The organism is Rhodanobacter sp. Root627 (genome assembly GCF_001427835.1).
Classification (GTDB): Bacteria; Pseudomonadota; Gammaproteobacteria; order Xanthomonadales; family Rhodanobacteraceae; genus Rhodanobacter; species Rhodanobacter ginsenosidimutans.
The window spans coordinates 363,706-382,908 of sequence record NZ_LMGW01000004.1; the positions used below are offsets into that span (position 1 = coordinate 363,706).

The following is a 19,203-nucleotide window of genomic DNA, read 5'->3' on the forward strand; positions in this document are numbered from 1 at the left end:
GGGGATTGTCCCCGTTCAAAGGTGTCCGTCAAACCCGGGCCATCTCAACCTGACCCTTTTTTGACCCCTTTTTTGCGGAAATTGCCCCTGCCACCTTTTCGTCACTTGTCCTTGAACCCTATATCCACGCTGGTGTCTCCCTTGACCTCCCCAAGGGAGTCGAGAGCAGCTCTCTGCACTTCGCCCATTGCGGCGACCTTAATTGCCAGCATACGGCAGGCAATCTCTTGCTTCGCACGTTGAAGCCTGTAGACGAGTATATTTTGAAGAGAGATCCAAACGCCCGCAATGACGATCAGCGCAGCTCCCACGATAACGTAGAGCCTCTGGCTTTCCGTACTCAATGTAAACAACCGAAAACCATTCGATAACAAAGGGATAAAAATCATAAGCGCTCCGAGCACCGATAGGTAGCCCGGGTAATTCCCTTTCTCGTAAGTTTCCGCAAAAGGCTTCGTTAGACTATCCACGACTTTTGCCACGCTTTCGATGGTCTCGTCGCTCAATGAGGGCGCAGCATCTTTACCTTCCCTATCAAGATCCAAAAAACCCTTCATTTTGAACTCCTAGAAGTTAATGGTTCGCAAGGCGGCGCCAGAAAAGGGGGCGTCATTGATGAGAGTCATAGGAAAGAGCTTTGGGTGAAACACCAAACTCCCTCCAAAACATCTTATGTATCCTGAAATGGCACCCAACACCTATATCAACATGTGAGAAATTTTTCCCGTCGCGGTAGACCCAGGCAAAAGGACTCGTGGCATTTTGCTTTAGGCCAATAACCCCCACATGATAGAGAACTGATAGAGCAACGCGTGTGAAAGCTTCGGACTTAATTTTCTTATTAGGACTAAGAAAATCAATAGCTAGCCTTCCAAGCTCATCTTCAGCACCCTCCGCTGCAGCGCCTAGTATCGAGGAATCTATCGTCTCCTGCTTAATATCAGACTCAATAAAACTCTCAGGTAATCCACGAATTACACCCACCGCATACTTAAGACTTGGAAATAACTGCGTCCATTCATCTAGTACCGAGCGGAACCTCTTTTGGGAGTATTTTTCCTCGGCATTATGAAGTGTCGCCCAAGTAATCCGCGACTTGCCCTCGGCGCAGCTTAGGCACTCATTGACAAATGAGATGACGTCTCTGGGTCTTAGGAAAGTTCTCTCTAAAATGTATGGTAACGCGCGCTCATTCCCTCTGTCTTTTGGAAAAATATCGGAGAGCATCACCTTGCGTCCTGTATATTTTCGCTTAAAGACTTCATTTACTCTCACTTCAATGAGCGCCTCAAGATCCTTTTCCCGCCACTTGATGTGCGCATAGTAGGCTTCGTATTTTTCCTCTTGAAATCCGCCATCTCGAGTTTCGTTGTAGACCTTTTCCAACAAATCTTGACGAAGAACCGCTATGATTTTTACATTTCTTATTTTTCGAAATACTTTAATTTCTTCAATTAGGGATCTTATGAGCGAGAACTTCGCTCCTGCGGCAACCCATGGCTCGTCCAGATTATCAATGGTTATATAATAGGGTTTCTGAGGATCGTCAAAAACCTCATCAGCCAAGAATGCAACGAGCTTAGCAAGCTCTTTCATCTGAATTCTATTGACTACTGACGAACCTCGAGTATATATCTCACTCTTTTCTTCCTCGGAAAGCTTAGCTCCACCCTCGGCCGACAATTTAGCCATGTAGCTCGCCGACACAGAAGCCTTCAGCTCCGTTTCGATCTTTTCTGTAACCTCTTTGACTCTGACTTCAGTGTCCTGCCAAAACTTATCGCCCCATTCTTGCAAATATCGCAGAGCGCGAGCTTTGACCGGATCTCTCTTAAACTTCTCAAAAAACCCATCAAACCAGTTCCTGACAGCGCCTTCATTCGACCAATCATAACGAGCCTTTAGAAGCTCGGTTATGAGAACGTGACGCCACAACATCCGATAAAAAATATCAAGATCAACCCCTGAGTCACGAAAGAACTTTAATACAGTGGAGTTCTCCACGTATTTGAAAGATAGATCTGATGGGTTAACTTCAACAACGTTGCGAGCGATCTGCTCAAGTCGGATCAAAGTAGCGCTTTTACCTGCACCTGTTCTTCCGACAATAAGCGACGCAGGACTGGCGACATCAAGCACCTGCTCAATGCACCCATTCTCCACGAAGCAAGAAGCTAGTAGGTCTCGATCCGTCTCCGCGTCGGGGGCGCCGATATTGCAATTTCGCCAGATGACAAGATCCGAATCTTGTTGGATTTCCATCTCTACCCCCAATACATTCTTCAAACAAAAGGACGGCATCGCTGCCGCCCTTTGAATTAACACAATACGAGAAAATTGCTCAACCGCACTTCGAATACCCACAATTCAAACAAGTCTGGCACCCATCCATCAGCACCAGCGCCTGCGTATTGCACTTCGCGCACATCGTGGCGCCCGGCGGGAAGCCGGAGGATTCGGTGTCGGCGGAGGCTATCGCGGCTGAAGCCGCTCCCACAGGAGCCGCGCTTACGTCAGCCTTTTTTTTTGCTCCGGCCTGCTCGTAAGCCGCGCGCTTTTCGGCGATCAGCTTGCGCGTCGCCTCATCCATCTCCGGATCATGGATCAGCCCGATGTTCTTCATGTGCTGCTCGATCACCGCGCCGATCTCGGCCACGATGCTGGGCATGTAGACGCCACCAGCCTTGAAGTAGCCGCCACGAGGGTCGAACACCGCCTTCATTTCCTCGGCGATGAACGTCACGTCGCCGCCTTTGCGGAACACGGCGGACAAGATGCGGGTGAGCGCCACGATCCACTGGAAGTGGTCCATGTTTTTCGAGTTGATGAAGATCTCGAAGGGGCGGCGCTGTTCGTGCGGGGTGCCGGCGTTGAGGATGATGTCGTTGATGGTGACGTACAGCGCGTGCTCGAACAGCGGCGACTTGATCTTGAAGGTGGAGCCGACCAGGGATTCCGGGCGCTGGACGCTTTCGTGCATCTGGATCACTTCAGCGGTCGGCGCGGCCTTGGGCGCGGCAGGGGCCACGGGCGCGGCGACGGCCTTGTCTTCGGGTTTGACGACGTTGTAGCCGGTGATCTTCTTGTTGATCTTGATTGCCATGGTTTCGCTTCTTTGAATGGGTGGCGTGCCGCCGGCGTGGCGCCGGATCGCTGCACTGGTATTCGTTTCCGCGCTACGCGGAGAAGTGCCCGGCCCGACGCGAGGCCGGACCGGGCGGTGCGGCTATTTCCCTCGACCGGCGACTTTTCTGGCGGCGGTCTTGCGTGCCGTCGTGGCGCTCGGTTTGCTGCTGGCAGTGGACCTCTTGGCCGTCTTGGCGACGGCCTTCTTGCTGGCGGACTTTGCCGCCTTCGCGGGCGCGGCCTTTTTGGCCGTCTGTTTGTTGCTGACTTTCGCGGTGTTGTCGATGGGTGGTTTGCCGGCCACCTTCCTGGCAACGGCAGCTTTCTTCGCCGCCGGTTTCTTGCTGGTGGTTTTCACGATGTACGGCGGCACGACCTTGCCCGCGGTTTTCGTTGCCGGTTTCGCGGCCGCCTTTTTCGCGGTCGCGCGCCTGGCTGCTGCCGCTTTCGGTGCCGCTTTTGCGGCGGCCTTCGGCGATACGGCCTTCTTCGCGGCGCCCTTCTTCACCGGCGCCTTGCGTTTCGGCGCGGCGTAAGCCCTGGCGTCCAGCGGCGCGGCACCCATCGATTCGATCGTGGGCAGCACGGGCAACACCAATGGCCCGGTGCGCTCGTCGGCGCTGAATGCGTCGCCTTTGTTGGCCGGTGTATCGATATGGGTTGGCATGCCGTGCTCCGTCGATGAGGGTGCGACGCCGACGCGCGCCCGGCTGGGCGCGCGTGCCTTAGAACTTGCCGTAATAGCCTTCCTTCAGGGCGTCGAACAGGTTGGCGGCCGAATGCATTTCGCCGTCGTATTCCACCTGCTCGTTGCCCTTCAGTTCCATCACGCTACCGTCTTCCAGTTCGAAGCGGTAGAGCGTGTTTTCGAGGTCGGACTCCTTCACCAGCACGCCCTGGAACGCGGCCGGGTTGAAGCGGAAGGTGGTGCATCCCTTCAGGCCCTGCTTGTAGGCGTAGAAGTAGATGTCCTTGAAGTCTTCGTAGGGGTAATCGGTGGGGACGTTGGCGGTCTTGGAGATGGACGAGTCGATCCATTTCTGCGACGCGGCCTGGATGTCCACGTGCTCTTTCGGGCTGATGTCGTCGGCGGCCACGAAGTACGCGGGCAGCTTGTTTTCCGCCTCTTCGGTGAACGGCTTGGCATCGGCGTTGATCAGCGCGCGATAGGCCAGCAGCTCGTAGCTGAGCACTTCCACGCGCTCCTTCGACTTCTTGCCCTCGCGGATCACGTTGCGCGAATAGCTGTGCGCGAAGCTGGGCTCGATGCCGTTGCTGGCGTTGTTGGCCAGCGACAGCGAGATGGTGCCGGTGGGCGCGATCGAGCTGTGGTGGGTGAAGCGCGCGCCGGTTTCGGCCAGCGCATTCACCAACTCGGGCGCCACGGTGGCGATGCGCTGCATGTAGCGGCTGTACTTCGCATGCAGCACGCGACCGGGGATGGCGTCGCCTACTTTGTAGCCGTCGGCGACCATTTCCGGGCGCTTGCGCAGCATGTCGCCGGTGACGGTGAACTCCTGCGCCAGCACGGGTGCCGGGCCTTTTTCCTTGGCCAGCTCCAGCGCCACTTCCCAGCCGGCCACGGCCAGCTCGCGCGAGACCTCTTCGGTGAACGCCACCGCGTCGGCGGTGCCGTAGCGGTGCTTGAGCATGGTCAGCGTGCTGCCCAGGCCCAGGAAACCCATGCCGTGGCGGCGCTTGCCCATGATCTCGTTGCGCTGCTGCTCCAGCGGCAGGCCGTTGATCTCCACCACGTTGTCGAGCATGCGGGTGAACACCTTCACCACGTCGCGGTACTCGTCCCAGTCGAAGCGGGCCTTGGGGCCGAACGGATCGCGCACGAAGGTGGTGAGGTTGATTGAGCCCAGCAGGCACGAGCCGTACGGCGGCAAGGGTTGTTCGCCGCAAGGATTCGTAGCGCGGATGTGCTCGCACCACCAGTTGTTGTTCATCTCGTTGACCTTGTCGATCAGGATGAAACCCGGCTCGGCATAGTCGTAGGTGGACACCATGATCATGTCCCACAGGTGCCGCGCGCGGATGGTGCCGTAGATCTTGCAGGCGACCAGGCCGTCTTCGCGGTCCACGTAGTTTTCGTGGATGGGCCATTCGCGCCACACCACCTTGGTGGGGTCGGCGAGGTCGATCTCGTCCTTTTCCTTGACGTGCACGGGGAACACCAGCGGCCAGTCCTGGTCGTGCTCCACCGCCTGCATGAAGCCGTCGGTGATCAGCAGGCTGAGGTTGAACTGGCGCAGGCGGCCATCCTCGCGCTTGGCGCGGATGAACTCCTTGGCGTCCGGATGGCTGATGTCGAACGTGCCCATCTGCGCGCCGCGGCGACCGCCGGCGGAGGACACGGTGAAGCACATCTTGTCGTAGATATCCATGAACGACAGCGGGCCGCTGGTGTACGCGCCGGCGCCGGAGACGTACGCGCCGCGCGGGCGCAGGGTGGAGAATTCATAGCCGATGCCGCAGCCGGCCTTCAGCGTGAGGCCGGCCTGGTGCACCTTCTCCAGGATGTCGTCCATCGAGTCGCGGATGGTGCCCGACACCGTGCAGTTGATGGTGGAGGTGGCCGGCTTGTGCGCCAGCGCACCCGCGTTGGAGGTGATGCGGCCGGCGGGGATTGCCCCGCGGCGCAGCGCCCACAGGAAGCGCTCGTACCAGTGCTCGCGCAGCTCGGGCGTGGTTTCCACGTCCGACAAGGCGCGCGCCACGCGCTGCCAGGTGCCGTCGACGTCGGCGTCGACGGGCTCGCCCGATTTGTTCTTCAGGCGGTATTTCTTGTCCCAGATATCCTGCGATGCGGGCTGCAGCGGGATCTCCACGGCGTCACGACTCACGGCTGTACCTGCGGCTGGTGCACGGACTGTGCTCATTGGATTTCCTGACCTCCCGGTACCTTGCGGCCCCGTTGGTGTTGATGCGGTGTTTTTGGATGATCGACACGGCCGAAAGTGGCGTTTCGGCACGGTTTTCCGCGGTGTTTGATGGCTGCTGGCAGCGGCCTTGCCCTCCCCCGAGGATAGCGCAACCGGCACCAGCACTTGTTTGGTTACCGTAAGGCAGACACAAGATGTTGTGGTTGCGAACGGAGAAGGAAGTTAACCCCGCCAACCGCCGATGTAAAGTGGCTGAGCAGCATGGGTGCAAGAAAGTGCGACGCCGGAACCGTGCGGCGCACCCGCAGTCGAAACTGCGCCGATCACGCCAAGGAGAACCCGATGTCCCGCCACCTTTTTCGTGCCCGTCACTGGCTGGCAACCCTGCTGATCGCCCTGGCCAGCGCGGCCTTGCCGGTACCCGGGCATGCCGCGCTGCCGGCGGCGGTCGATGGCCAGCCGATGCCGTCGCTGGCGCCGATGCTGCAGCGGGTGACGCCGGCGGTGGTGAACATTTCCACCCGTACCCGGGTGCAGGTGCGCGATGCGTATTTCGACGATCCGATGGTGCGCCAGTTCTTCGGCCTGCCCGCCTCGCCGCGCGAGCGGGTGGAACAGAGCCTGGGCTCGGGCGTGATCGTGGATGCGGCCAAGGGCTACGTGCTGACCAACAACCATGTGGTGGGCGGTGCCGACGACATCAGCGTGACCCTGCAGGACGGGCGCACGATGAAGGGCAAGCTGATCGGCACCGATCCGGACACCGACGTGGCGGTGGTGCAGATTCCCGCGGTGAAGTTGCAGGCGCTGCCGCTGGCCGATTCGTCGCAGCTGCGGGTGGGCGATTACGTGGTGGCGGTGGGCGACCCGTTCGGGTTGGGGCAGACGGTGACCTCGGGCATCGTCTCCGCGCTGGGGCGTTCGGGCCTGGGCCAGGATGGGTCAGGCATGGGCGGCTACCAGAACTTCATCCAGACCGATGCCTCGATCAACCCGGGCAATTCCGGCGGTGCGCTGGTGAACCTGCGCGGTGAACTGGTGGGCATCAACACGATGATTTTCTCGCCCTCGGGCGGCAATGTGGGCATCGGTTTTGCCATCCCCAGCAACCTCACCAGTTCGGTGATGAGCCAGTTGCTGGCGCACGGCAAGGTGGAGCGCGGCAGCCTGGGGCTGCAGACGCAGGCGATCACGCCGCGCATCGCGCAATCGCTGGGCTTGAAGGACACCAAGGGCGTGGTGATAACCGGCGTCACCGCGGACGGCGCCGCCGAACGCGCGGGGCTGCAGCCGGGCGATGTGCTGACCGCGCTGAACGGCGAACCGCTGCGCAGCGTGCAGCAGTTGCGCAACGCCGAAGGGTTGCTGCCGCTGGGCAGCAGCGTGCGGCTGGGCCTGCTGCGCGACGGCCAGCAGCGCGAGGTGAGCGCCACGCTGAGCCCGGAAAAACTGGCCACGCTGGATGGCGGCCAGCTCGACCCGCGCCTGGTCGGCGTACGCTTCAGCGAATTGAGCCAGCGCCAGCGCGACCAGGGTATCCATGGCGTGGCGATCAGCGCGGTGCAGCCGGGCAGCCGCGCGGCGCGGGCCGGGCTGGCATCCGGCGACATGCTGATCGGCATCGGCAACCAGCGCATCGTCAGCCTGCGCATGCTGCGCGGACTGGCCGGCGTGCACCTGCGGCAACTGGTACTGGTGGTGGCCGATGCCGACGGCAGCCATTACGTGCTGATCCAGTAAGCGCCGGCTGTTCAGCTTTCCGCGGGAGCGCCTGCGGAAAGGGGTTGGCGGTGCCATGGAGGCCATCGGGATCGTGCCAGCCGCGGGAAAAACTTGATGTTTCCCCGGCGGACCGCTGAAATGCCGGGTCTGCTTCACCAATTTCGCGATGGTGAAGCGACATACTCGCGCTTTCTCGTCCACCCACGCCGGGGCTCTCCATCGTCATGTCTGTCCGTCTTGCCTGTTTGTTGTCCGTCGCCCTGATCGGCGCCAGCGTCGCCAGCCCGTCCTTCGCCAAGAAAAGCCACGCCCACAAGGCCAGCACCAGCAAGAGCGCCGGCCCCACCCTGATCTGGCGCGGCGACGTGGCCACGGCGCAGGGCGTGGTCAGCGAAGTGGCCGCCGCCTGGAAAAAGGCCGGCCACGGCAATATCGAGCTGCAGCCGTTCAACACCGCTTCGGGCATCGACGCGGTGGCCAGCGGCACGGCCGACCTGGCCGGCAGCGCCCGCGGCAGCGACGGCAGCGCGCAGAACGCCAACCTGGTGTTCACCCCGGTGGCGTGGGACGGGCTGGTGGTGATTACCCAGGCCTCCAACCCGGTGAACAACCTCAGCCTGAAACAGGTGCACGACATCTACTACGGCAGGATCCACAACTGGAGCGAGGTGGGCGGCCGCAATGCGCCGATCGACGTGTACGCCGTGGCCAGCCCCGGCGACGGCGTGGAATACAGCCTGCGCAGCCTGCTGTTCGGCCGCGGCAACCAGCCGGTGGCGGCGCCGCGCCTGTACGTCAACACGCACAAGCTGGAAGAAGGTGTGGCGCTGAACCCGAACGGGCTGGGCGCCGCCACGCTGTCGGACATCCAGGGCAACCGCAAGCTGAAGGCGCTGTCGATCGACGGCGTGCCGGCCACCGTGGCCAACGTCGCCGACGGCAGCTACGTGCTGTTCACCCCGCTCTACCTGGTGACCAACCCGCGCAGCCCCAAAGCCGCGCAGGTGCAGGCGTTCGTCGATTTCATGCATACCGACCCGGCCAAGGAAGCGCTGCGCAAGCACGCCGTGCTGCCGTTCGAGGATGGCAGCGCGCTGACCACGCTGGACAGTTCGCGGCGCGACAAGATCCTGGCCGCCGTGGGTGCGCGCCGCCGCACCCCGGTGGCCGCGCCGGGTGCCACCTATGCCGCGGGCGCGGCGATCGCCCCCACCTCGCCCAAGACGCTGGCCGCCAGGACGGCGATGGAGGAGCGCAAGGCCCCGACCCCGCCGCCCGTGGCGCCGGCGCCGAGCAAGCTCTACACCGTGAGCAAGGGCGACACGCTGTCGGTGATCGCCAAGAAGCACGACCTCACCGTGGCGCAACTGCGCGACTGGAACCACCTGAAGAACGACAACCTGAAGATCGGCCAGGTGCTCCACCTCGGCAATAAATAGACGGCTGAACGCAGGTGCATATCCTGGCGCTCACGCTGGACCTGGATGACACCTTGTGGCCGGTGCTGCCGGCGCTGCAACGCGCCGACGAGGCGGTCGACGCGTGGTTGCGCCAGCATCACCCGGACGTGGCGCTGAAGTGGCCGATCGACGCGATGCGCGCGCTGCGCCTGCAGGTGGCAGCCGAGCGCACCGACCTGGCGCACGACTTCACCACCCAGCGCCAGCTCACCCTGCAGCAGGCCTTCGACGCCTGCGGCGTGATCGAGGCGCCGGTCGACGCGCTGTGGGAAATCTACTTCGCCGCCCGCAACGCGGTGGAGCTGTACGCCGACAGCCTGCCCGCGCTGCAACGCATCGCCGCCCGCGTGCCACTGGCCAGCCTCACCAACGGCAATGCCGACCTGCACCGCGTGGGCATCCATACCCATTTCGCCCACCACGTCTGCGCCCGCGGCACCGGCTTCGCCAAACCCGACCCGCGCATTTTTCAGGCCGCTGCCGATTGCCTTGGCGTGGCACCGGCCAACATCCTGCACGTGGGTGACGACCCGGCGATGGACGTGGCCGGCGCCCGCGATGCCGGCCTGCGCACGGCCTGGATCAACCGCCACGGCGAACCCTGGCCCGAGGCATTGGGCGCAAGGCCTGACCTCGACCTGCCCGACATGGCCGCGCTGGCCGACTGGCTTGACGCGCAAGCTTGAGCAAGCCCGGCGCAATGCGCGCAAAATGGGCGATTCACCGCGCGCGTGGGCACGCGCCGGCATCACCGAAACACGAGGAGACCGCATGTCCGCCCTGATCGAACGCCAGCCCGGCGACCGTCGCAGCATTGCCATCGAAACCACCGACGCGGCCCATCTGGCCGCCACCCGGCGCCGGCTGGACGCGAGCCAGCGCCGCTGGCTGGCCGAGACCGGTTTCGATGCCGCGCCGGGCAGTTTCGCCCTGCTGGCGGATGCGTCCGGCAAGCTGGTGCGGGTGCTGGCCGGCGTCGATCCGCGCGACAGCCTGGCTGCGCTGGCCGCCCTGCCCTGCACGCTGCCCGAGGCCACCTATCACCTGGCCACCGAAGGCGTGCTGGCCGACCCCGCGCAGGCCGCGCTGGGCTGGGCGCTGGGCGCGTACCAGTTCAGCCGCTACCGCCAACCGCGCCGTGCGCCTGCGAAGCTGGCAGTGGCGGCGGACGTGCTGAAGCAATTGGCGCCGCTGGTCGACGCCACCTGCCTGGTACGCGACCTGGTCAATACGCCTACCGAGGATATGGGCCCACAACAGCTGGCCGACGCCGTGCGCCGGCTGGGCAAGACGCATCGCGCGAAGCTGCGCGAATGGGTGGGCGACGAACTGCTGGCCGCCAACTTCCCCACCATCCACGCGGTGGGCCGCGCCAGCCACCGTGCGCCACGGCTGGTCGAGCTCACCTGGGGCAAGGCCAGCGACCCGAAGCTGGTGATCGTGGGCAAGGGTGTCTGTTTCGACACCGGCGGGCTGGATCTGAAATCGGCCGACGGCATGCGCTGGATGAAAAAGGACATGGGCGGCGCGGCGCATGCGATCGCGCTGGCCGCTCTGGTGATGCAGGCGAAACTGCCGGTGCGGCTGACCTTGCTGATCCCCGCCGTGGAAAACGCGGTGGCAGGCAATGCGATGCGTCCCGGCGAGGTCATCACCACGCGCGCCGGCCACACCGTCGAGGTGGACAACACCGACGCCGAAGGCCGGCTGATACTGTGCGACGCGCTGGCCTACGGCGCCGAGCAGAAGCCCGCGCTGATGATCGATTTCGCCACCCTGACCGGCGCCGCGCGCGTGGCGCTGGGGCCGGACCTGCCGGCACTGTTCGGCAATCGCGATGCATCGGCGGACGACGTGGTCGCCGCCGGCCACGCCGTGGCCGATCCGTTGTGGCGGCTGCCGCTGTGGCGGCCGTACCGCAAGCTGCTGGATTCGCACCTGGCCGACTTCGCCAACGCCGGGCCGTCGCGCCATGCGGGCGCGATCACCGCGGCGCTGTACCTGGAGCGCTTCGTGCCCGACGACATCGACTGGCTGCACCTGGACACCTACGCCTGGAACGACGCCGACCGCCCCGGCCGCCCGCGCGGCGGCGAGGCGATGGGGCTGCGGGCGGTGTTCGCCGTGTTGCAGCAGCGCTTCGGCTGAACCCACCCGGCTGTTGTAGGAGCGACTTCAGTCGCGATGCTCTTTGTCGAAAGCTGAAAAGCATCGCGGCTGAAGCCGCTCCTACAGGATTTGCGGCTCGGCGGACAAAAAAAGGCAGCGCAAGCGCTGCCTTTTTCTTTGGCGATGCCTACGCGCTCAGTGCACAGGCGCGCTTGAGGCGGACGCGGGCAACGAGGTGCTGGCCACGGTGTTCAGGCTGAACTTGCCGCCGTAGGGCAGGACTTCGGCGGCGAGTTTCGGGTCGGCCTTGATCAGGCCGACCGCGTCGAACAACACGTGCGCGCTTTCGTCCAGCTGCACGTCCTTCGCTTCCTTCGCCTCCTTCTCCTGCTTCAGCTCGCTCTTCAGGCTGCGCTCGTTCGGATTGAGGCCGTCGTCCAGCCGGCTGCTGACGTCGTCTTCTTCATCGAGCAGGTTGGTGGTGCCGTCGATGGCCTTGTGCCGCGCGCGGAAGCTGGCCTGGATGGCGTCCTGCTGCTTGCGCTCGGCCTCGCGCGTGGCCAGGTTCAGCGAGATCGACTTCTTGCCTCGCATGATCTTGTACTGGGCCAGTTCGTCCAGCATCAGCTGCCAGCCCGGCGACTTCACCACGCGCGCATCGTGCATCTGCTCAAGCTTCGGCAGGTACGCCTTCATGTCGGCGATCGGCTGGTACTGCGCCGGCGGGATGTGCGTCCACTCCAGCGCGTTGTCGTAGGTGGATTCGCCGAAGTCTTTCTCGTCGCCATTCTTCGGGAACGCGATGTCCGGGGTGACACCCTTCAGCTGGGTGGAGCCGCCGTTGATGCGGAAGAACTCGGCGATGGTCATCTTCAGCTCGCCGTATTGCGGCTTGTCGCTCTCGCTGCGGCTGAAGCGGTCCAGGTCGACCAGGTTCTGCACCGTGCCCTTGCCGAAGGTGGGCTCACCGATGATCAGGCCGCGGCCGTAATCCTGGATCGCGGCGGCGAAGATCTCCGAGGCAGAAGCGGTGCCGCGGTTGACCAGCACCGCCAGCGGGCCGCTCCAGGCCATGCCCGGGTCGTCGTCGCCCTGCGCTTCGGCATGACCCTTGGCGTCGCGCACCTGCACCACCGGGCCGGTGTCGATGAACAGGCCGGTCATGGCATTGGCCTCGGCCAGCGAGCCGCCGCCGTTGTTGCGCAGATCCATCACCACGCCCTGCACGCCGGCCGTCTTGAGCTCGCCCAGCAGCTTGGCCACGTCGCGGGTGGCGCTCTTGAAGTTCTTGTCGCCCTCGCTGCGCGCGCCGAAATCGGAATAGAAGGTGGGCAGCTCGATCACGCCGATCTTGCGGGTGACGTCGCCATCCTTGATCTCCACGATCTTCTTCTTGGCCGCCTGCTCCTCGATGCTGACCTTCTTGCGCACCAGGGTGACGAACACGTGCTTGCCATCGAGGCCGGTGTCCGCCGGCAGGATCTCCAGCCGCACGGTGGTGTCCTTCTTGCCGCGGATCTGGTTGACCACGTCGTCCAGGCGCCAGCCGATCACGTCGGTGACCGGGCCTTCGGCGCCCTGGCCGATGCCCACGATGCGGTCGCCCACGTGGATCTTGCCGGATTTCATCGCGGGCGCACCCGGCACCAGCTCGCGGATCTGGGTGTAGTCGTCGCGCGCCTGCAGCACCGCGCCGATGCCTTCCAGCGACAGCTTCATCGCGATGTCGAAGTTCTCCGCCGCGCGCGGCCCCAGATAATCGGTGTGCGGGTCGGTGGTTTCCGCGTAGGCGGTCATGAAGGTCTGGAACGCATCTTCGCTGTCCAGCTGCTTTACCCGCTCGATGTAGCCGGTGTAGCGCTTGGTCAGCGTCTTGCGGATTTCGTCATCGGGCTTGCCGGCCAGCTTCAGGCGCAACCAGTCGTTCATGGTGCGCTTGCGCCACAGGTCGTCCAGTTCGGCCTTGTCTTTCGCCCAGGTGGCGTCCTTGCGATCGAAGGTGTAGCTCTCGTCGGCGTTGAAGTCGAAACCCTTGGCCAGCAGGCCGCGCGCAAAGGTCATGCGATCGACGGCGCGGTGCAGGTAAAGATTGAAGATGGTGAACGGCGCGGACAGGTCCTGGTTCCAGATCGCGTCGTCGAGCTTGGTTTCCAGCGGCGCGAACGTGGCCATGTCGGCCTGGGTGAAGAACACCTTTTCGCCGTCCAGCATCTTCAGGTAGGCCTTGAAGATGCGGGCCGACATCGCGTCGTCCAAAGGCTGCGCGTCGTAATGGAAGCGCGTCAGGAAGCGCGCCGACAACTGCGCCGCCTCGGCCTCGGTGGTGCTGGGCACCAGCGGCCATACCGAAGCCTTGCGATTTTTCTGCCCGGCGCCGAGATCGGCGGCGGACTGCGCGCAAACGCAGGTGGTGGTGATGGCGAGCAGCAGGGCCAGCAGGGGGCGAAATTTCATGGATTCTCTCAGGCGTGCTCGGTGACGCCGGCTGCATGGGCCTGCAGGTCGGCGTGATAGGACGACCGCACCAGCGGGCCGGAGGCGACGTGATGGAAACCCATCGCCTCACCGGCTTCGCGCAACGCGTCGAATTCCTCGGGAGTCCAGTACCGCACCACCGGGTGATGGTGCGGCGTGGGCTGCAGGTACTGGCCAATGGTGATCATCTCGACGTCATGGGCGCGTAGATCACGTAATGTCTCGATCACCTGATCGTACGTTTCGCCCAGGCCCAGCATGATGCCGGACTTGGTCGGTACGTCGGGGTGCTGCGCCTTGAAGCGCTTGAGCAGGTCCAGCGACCACTGGTAATCGGCGCCCGGACGCACTTCGCGATACAGGTGCGGCACGGTTTCCAGGTTGTGGTTGAACACGTCCGGCGGAAAATCCTTCAGCACTTCCAGCGCCCGCTCCATGCGGCCCTTGCCGCGGAAATCGGGGGTGAGGATCTCGATCTTGATGTTGGGGCTGGCGTGGCGTGTGGCGCGGATGCACGAGGCGAAATGGCTGGCGCCGCCATCGCGCAGGTCGTCGCGGTCGACCGAGGTGATCACCACGTATTTCAGCCGCATGTCGGCGATGGTCTGCGCCAGCCGCGCCGGCTCCATGGTGTCCGGCGGCTGCGGCCGGCCATGCGCCACGTCGCAGAACGAGCAGCGCCGGGTGCACACCTCACCCAGGATCATGAAGGTGGCGGTGCCCTTGCTGAAGCATTCGTGGATGTTCGGGCAGGACGCTTCCTCGCACACGGTGACCAGCGCGTTCTCGCGCAGGCGCGCCTTCAACTGCTGCACCGCGTTGCCCTGCGGCAGCCGCACGCGGATCCAGGATGGCTTGCGCAGCGTCGGCACGGCGGTATCGAAACCGGCGCGGTTCAGCGCGATCTTGTCGCTGCCCAGTTGCTTCTCGGGCGCGCCGGCGACAACGCTGATCGGGATGGTCTTGGAGGGGGAAAGGTTGCTCATGAAAACGCCTGGATCGATCAAGCCTGGGCCGCTGCGCGGGCGGGGAGTTCGGGTAGCACGGGGGCGGTCGGTACGGCGGAGAAACCGAACTGGCGGCAGAATTCGCCGATCAGCACATCCTCGACGTCTGCCAGCCGTGTGGGGCCGGCCAAGTCTAGCATTTGCGTGACCGCCAAACCCTTGTAACCGCAAGGATTGATGCGCTGGAACGGCTCCAGATCCATGGCCACGTTGAAGGCCAGCCCGTGGAAGCTGCAACCGCGCCTCACGCGCAGGCCCAGCGCCGCGATCTTGGCCTCGCCCACATAGACGCCCGGCGCGCCGTCGCGGCGCACGGCGTCGATCTGCCAATGCGCCAGCGTGTCGATCATGGCTTGCTCGATCCGATGCACCAGCTCGCGCACGCTGACGCCCACGCGGCGCAGGTCGATCAGGGGATAGGCCACGATCTGGCCGGGGCCGTGATACGTCACCTGGCCACCGCGATCCACCGGCACCACCGGGATGTCGCCGGGCGCCAGCACGTGCTCCATCTTGCCCGCCTGGCCCAGGGTGAATACCGGATCGTGCTCCAGCAACCACAATTCGTCGGCGGTATCGGCCACCCGGTTGTCGGTGAACGCACCCATCGCCTTCCACGTCACCGCGTAGGGCTGGCGGCCGAGGCGGCGAATGGCGAGGGGCCGGGATTGGGGATTCGGGATGGGGGATTCGGGGGTCACGGTGAACTTGTTGCCTTGCATTTTTCCTGGGCGAAGGAAGCGCAGCCCGCTTCCATCATGGGGACGGGAGCGGCTTTTCCGAATCCCGATTCCCGAATCCCAAATCCCGGCTACAACGTATACCGGATATCCGGACACTCGCGCAGCGCTACATGCGCTGCGTCGTATTGCTCGCGGTTCTCGCAGCGGAAGCTGACCGTGACCGAGACGAAATTGCCGCCGCCGGAATGCCGGTGGCGCACGCTTTCGTGCAGCACTTTCAGCCCCGCCTGCTCCAGCAGTTGCGGCACCCGGGCGGGCAGGTCGGCGCTGGCGCTGCCCACGGCGGTGATCTCGAACTCACCGGGGAACTGGAATCCCTTGCCTTCCTGCTTGGCCTTGGTGAAGTCGATCGGTTGCATTATTTCGCGTCCGCGGCCTGTTCGGTCTTGTCCTTGCTGCCGTGGAACCACAACAGGATGGTGTCCCACAGGCGCGAGAAGAAGCCGCCCTTGGGCGCATCGGCCAGCGCCACCAACGGCACGTTCTGCACCGGCTGGCCGGCCAGGGTGACACGCAGGGTGCCCACCTGCTGGCCCTTCTTGAACGGCGCGATCAGGGTGGCGGGAATATCCATGGTGGCCTTGAGCTTGTCGTAATCACCGCGCTTGACCGTCACCCGCACGTCCTCGGCGGCGCCCAGCGGCAGCTGGTTGCTTTCACCCTTCCACAACCGCGGTGTCACCAGTGCCTTGCCGGCCTCGTACAGCTTGTGCGTTTCGTAGAAGCGGAAACCGTAGTTGAGCAACGCCATCGCCGAATCGGCGCGCGCCTTCTCGCTGCTGGCGCCCATCACGATGGCGATCATCCGCGACTCGCCCTGCTTGGCCGATGCGGCCAGGCAGTAGCCGGCGGCCGCGGTGTGACCGGTCTTGATGCCGTCCACACTGGGGTCGCGCCACAGCAAGGTGTTGCGGTTGTGCTGCTTGATGCCGTTCCACTCGAACTCCTTCACCGCGGAGATCGCATAGTCCTCGGGGAAGTCGTGGATCAGCGCGCGCGACAGGATCGCCACGTCATGCGCGGTGGTGTAGTGGTTCTCGATCGGATAACCCGACGCGTTGCGGAAGTTCGAGTTCACCATGCCCAGCTGCTTGGCGTAGGCGTTCATCAGCGCCGCAAACGAGGACTCGGAACCGGCCGTGTGCTCGGCCAGCGCGATCGCCGCGTCGTTGCCGGACTGGATGATCATGCCGTACAGCAGGTCTTTCAGCGGCACCTGGCTGTTGAGCTTGAGGAAGCTGGTGGAGCCGTCGGTGCCGGCGCCGCCGCCGCGCCAGGCGTTCTCGCTGATGGTGACCGGGTCGCTCATGTGGACCTTGCCGTTGGCGACCTCGGCCGAGACCACGTAGTCGGTCATGATTTTGGTGATCGACGCGGGCTCCACGCGCAGGTCCGGCTCCTTGCTGGCCAGGATCTGCCCCGTGGCGTAATCCATCAGCACCCAGCTCTTGCCGTCGACGTCCGGCGGCGGCGGCACCGGCGCGTCGGGCACCACCGGGCGCGGCACGGGCGACGGGCGCGGTGGCGTCTGGGCGAGCGCAACGCCGAACAACAGGCTGGCGGCGGCAAACGGGATCAGGGTGCGGCGAAGAAAATTCATCGTGTGATTCAGTCCGGTCTTGAGGTCGGCGGCGCGATCGCCGGCGTCGGTGAAAAGGTGCTGCAAATTTGCTCAGTCTACCGCGACCTGCGGTCGTGGCAGGCCCATGCCCTCGATCCGGGCGCTGACCGCATCGGCGCGATCGACATCCACCAGCGGCCCGACCCGCACGCGGCGCACGCGCTGCCCGTTGACGTCGACATCGCTGACTTGCACCGCGCCCACGTTGGCCTCGCGCAAACGCTGCGCCAGGCGATTGGCGTTGTCGGTATTGGCGAACGCGCCCACTTGCAGATACAGCCCGGGGTGCCGGCGTGTGACCACGGGCGGCGGCGGCAGTTCCTGACCCGGCTGTCGCGGATCGATACCGCGCACCTCGACCAGGCCGGTGCCCTTGGGCCAGATGCCGATCCGCACCGCCGCGGCGTAGGACAGGTCGATCAGCCGGTTGGCGTGGAACGGGCCGCGGTCGTTGACCCGCACGATCACGCTCTTGCCGTTTTCCAGATTGGTCACCCGCGCGTAGCTGGGCAGCGGCAGCGTGGGGCTGGCGGCGCTGAACGCGTACATGTCGTAGGTTTCCAGGCTGGAGGTCTTGTAGCCGTGGAACTTGTTGCCATAGAACGAGGCGATGCCGCGCTCGTCGTAGCCGCGTGCCGTGGGCAGTACCTTGTAGCTGCGTCCGAGCACGGTATAGGGCGACTTGTTGCCATATAGCGAACGCGGCTCGACCTTCGGCACCGGCTCGATCAGCTTGCCGATGTCGGGAATCGGGCCGTCCGGAATGCTGTCGCTGCGATCCCGGTAGCGGCTGCTCTGCGGCCGGCTGAGGTCGTCATGAAAGCGGTCGCCGGACGACGACGACGCGCCCGCACGGGAGCTTGCCTGTTGCTGGGTGGCATGGCTGCCGCGCGAGGGTTTCGTCTTGTGCCCGCCGCAGCCGGCCAGCAGCGACAACGCGGCCAGCGCCAGCGACGCGTGCCACCACTTCATCGCGCGCTATCCACCTGGCCGACGCCGGCGGCGATCGCCTGCGCCAGCTGGTGCACCGACATCGCATACAGCGGGCTGCGGTTGTAGCGGGTGATGACGTAGAAATTCTGGAACGTGAACCAGTATTCGGGGCCGTTGACGCCATCGAACGTCTGCAAGGTGGTCATCTGCGCGGGCGGCAGCGACTGCAGCGGCGCGTAGCCCCAGGCTTCCAGTTGTTCCAGCGGCCATTGCGGGCGGCTGTCCTTGATGGTGATCGGCCGTGCGCTGGCATCGGGCTGCGCGCGCGCCGCCACCGGCTCGCCGCTGACCCAGCCGTGGCCGGCGAAGTAATTGGCCACGCTGGCGAAGATGTCCGGCAGCGAACCCTGCAGGTCGATGCGACCATCGTGGTCAGCGTCCACCGCGAAGTCGCGGATGCTGGTGGGCATGAACTGGCCCCAGCCCTGCGCACCGGCGTACGAGCCGGTGAGCGTGTCGAGCGGGCCGGCCAGGTGATTGGCCGGCATTTCCAGCAGCTCCTTCAACTGCTCGCGAAAGAACTTCGCCCGCGGCGGGTAATACAGGCCCAGCGTGACCAGCGCATCGAGCACCTTGTAGCTGCCGGTATTGCGGCCGTAGCTGGTTTCCACACCCACGATCGCCACGATGTACGAAGGGTCCACGCCGTATTGCGTGCCGATGCGCTGCAACAGGTCGCGGTGTTCGCGGTAGAACGCGATGCCGTCGTTGATGCGCTTGTCGGTGACGAAGATGGGGCGGTAATCGCGCCACGGCTTGGCTTCGGCCGGGCGGCTGATCGCATCGAGAATGCTCTGCTGCCGCTTGGCGCCGTCGAGCAGCGCGTTCAAGGTGGCGGCATCCTTGCCGGTATCGCGCACCACCTCCTGCACCAGCGCCGCCTGGCCCGGATGCGTCTGCGCCGATACCGGCGCGACACACAACAGCAAGGGCACGATGAGGGCGGCCAGGAAACCGGCAGGGCGCGAGGCGCGGATAACAGTCATGGAAGCTTCGCTTGCGAAATGACGGAGGTCGCTCGAAAGCCTAACACGCACGCCGCGGCAACTTGGGGCAGCC

The 19,203-nt window shown here is 64.1% G+C and carries 16 protein-coding genes; 5 read left to right on the forward strand and 11 right to left on the reverse strand.

Annotated features, from left to right (window positions below; all coding sequences use genetic code 11):
- Positions 1-101: 101 nt before the first annotated feature.
- The 3 genes from ASD68_RS16210 to ASD68_RS16215 all read right to left on the reverse strand — a co-directional run bounded on the left by ASD68_RS16210 (position 102) and on the right by ASD68_RS16215 (position 3,103).
- Positions 102-557, reverse strand: coding sequence for a hypothetical protein (locus tag ASD68_RS16210; protein ID WP_056608659.1), 456 nt, complete (start codon positions 555-557; stop codon positions 102-104).
- Between the two features lie 52 nt (positions 558-609).
- The gene (locus ASD68_RS17035; protein WP_156458447.1) at positions 610-2,262 is read right to left on the reverse strand and encodes a DNA repair protein; all 1,653 of its coding nucleotides are present in this window, start codon (positions 2,260-2,262) and stop codon (positions 610-612) included.
- Between the two features lie 79 nt (positions 2,263-2,341).
- A complete protein-coding gene (locus tag ASD68_RS16215; protein WP_056608662.1) occupies positions 2,342-3,103 on the reverse strand; it encodes an NrdJb in 762 nt (253 codons plus the stop codon).
- A gap of 160 nt (positions 3,104-3,263) precedes the next feature.
- On the opposite strand from ASD68_RS16215, the gene ASD68_RS17370 reads away from it, so the two are divergent.
- The gene (locus tag ASD68_RS17370; RefSeq protein WP_056608666.1) at positions 3,264-3,662 is read left to right on the forward strand and encodes a hypothetical protein; all 399 of its coding nucleotides are present in this window, start codon (positions 3,264-3,266) and stop codon (positions 3,660-3,662) included.
- 189 nt (positions 3,663-3,851) lie between these two features.
- Here the strand turns inward: ASD68_RS17370 and ASD68_RS16225 are convergent, their stop codons facing one another.
- On the reverse strand, positions 3,852-6,011 hold the full coding sequence (locus ASD68_RS16225) for an adenosylcobalamin-dependent ribonucleoside-diphosphate reductase (RefSeq protein WP_056608668.1): 2,160 nt from the start codon (positions 6,009-6,011) through the stop codon (positions 3,852-3,854).
- Positions 6,012-6,356: 345 nt separating this feature from the next.
- Between ASD68_RS16225 and ASD68_RS16230 the strand changes: the two genes are divergently transcribed.
- The 4 genes from ASD68_RS16230 (at position 6,357) to ASD68_RS16245 (ending at position 11,344) form a co-directional block, all read left to right on the forward strand.
- The gene (locus tag ASD68_RS16230; RefSeq protein WP_056608671.1) at positions 6,357-7,754 is read left to right on the forward strand and encodes a Do family serine endopeptidase; all 1,398 of its coding nucleotides are present in this window, start codon (positions 6,357-6,359) and stop codon (positions 7,752-7,754) included.
- A 206-nt stretch (positions 7,755-7,960) separates the two neighbouring features.
- Complete coding sequence (locus tag ASD68_RS16235) at positions 7,961-9,175, forward strand: substrate-binding domain-containing protein (protein WP_056608674.1); 1,215 nt, start codon at positions 7,961-7,963, stop codon at positions 9,173-9,175.
- A gap of 14 nt (positions 9,176-9,189) precedes the next feature.
- A complete protein-coding gene (locus ASD68_RS16240) occupies positions 9,190-9,882 on the forward strand; it encodes an HAD family hydrolase (protein ID WP_056608677.1) in 693 nt (230 codons plus the stop codon).
- 85 nt (positions 9,883-9,967) lie between these two features.
- Positions 9,968-11,344, forward strand: a complete 1,377-nt coding sequence (locus tag ASD68_RS16245; RefSeq protein WP_056608681.1) for a leucyl aminopeptidase family protein — start codon at positions 9,968-9,970, stop codon at positions 11,342-11,344.
- Between the two features lie 156 nt (positions 11,345-11,500).
- On the opposite strand, the gene ASD68_RS16250 is transcribed toward ASD68_RS16245, so the two are convergent.
- The 7 genes from ASD68_RS16250 to mltB form a co-directional block, all read right to left on the reverse strand.
- Positions 11,501-13,759, reverse strand: a complete 2,259-nt coding sequence (locus ASD68_RS16250; RefSeq protein WP_056608684.1) for a carboxy terminal-processing peptidase — start codon at positions 13,757-13,759, stop codon at positions 11,501-11,503.
- An 8-nt stretch (positions 13,760-13,767) separates the two neighbouring features.
- The gene (gene lipA, locus ASD68_RS16255; protein ID WP_056085563.1) at positions 13,768-14,766 is read right to left on the reverse strand and encodes a lipoyl synthase; all 999 of its coding nucleotides are present in this window, start codon (positions 14,764-14,766) and stop codon (positions 13,768-13,770) included.
- 17 nt (positions 14,767-14,783) lie between these two features.
- A complete protein-coding gene (gene lipB / locus ASD68_RS16260) occupies positions 14,784-15,509 on the reverse strand; it encodes a lipoyl(octanoyl) transferase LipB (protein WP_056608687.1) in 726 nt (241 codons plus the stop codon).
- A gap of 89 nt (positions 15,510-15,598) precedes the next feature.
- Positions 15,599-15,889, reverse strand: coding sequence for a DUF493 family protein (locus ASD68_RS16265; protein WP_056608690.1), 291 nt, complete (start codon positions 15,887-15,889; stop codon positions 15,599-15,601).
- Positions 15,889-17,130: a D-alanyl-D-alanine carboxypeptidase family protein gene (locus ASD68_RS16270; protein ID WP_056608799.1), complete on the reverse strand. Its 1,242-nt coding sequence runs from the start codon at positions 17,128-17,130 to the stop codon at positions 15,889-15,891. The genes ASD68_RS16265 and ASD68_RS16270 overlap by 1 nt, the downstream gene beginning before the upstream one ends.
- 72 nt (positions 17,131-17,202) lie before the next feature.
- On the reverse strand, positions 17,203-18,123 hold the full coding sequence (locus tag ASD68_RS16275; protein ID WP_056608693.1) for a septal ring lytic transglycosylase RlpA family protein: 921 nt from the start codon (positions 18,121-18,123) through the stop codon (positions 17,203-17,205).
- Complete coding sequence (mltB, locus tag ASD68_RS16280) at positions 18,120-19,130, reverse strand: lytic murein transglycosylase B (protein WP_056608696.1); 1,011 nt, start codon at positions 19,128-19,130, stop codon at positions 18,120-18,122. The genes ASD68_RS16275 and mltB overlap by 4 nt, the downstream gene beginning before the upstream one ends.
- Between the last annotated feature and the right edge of the window lie 73 nt (positions 19,131-19,203).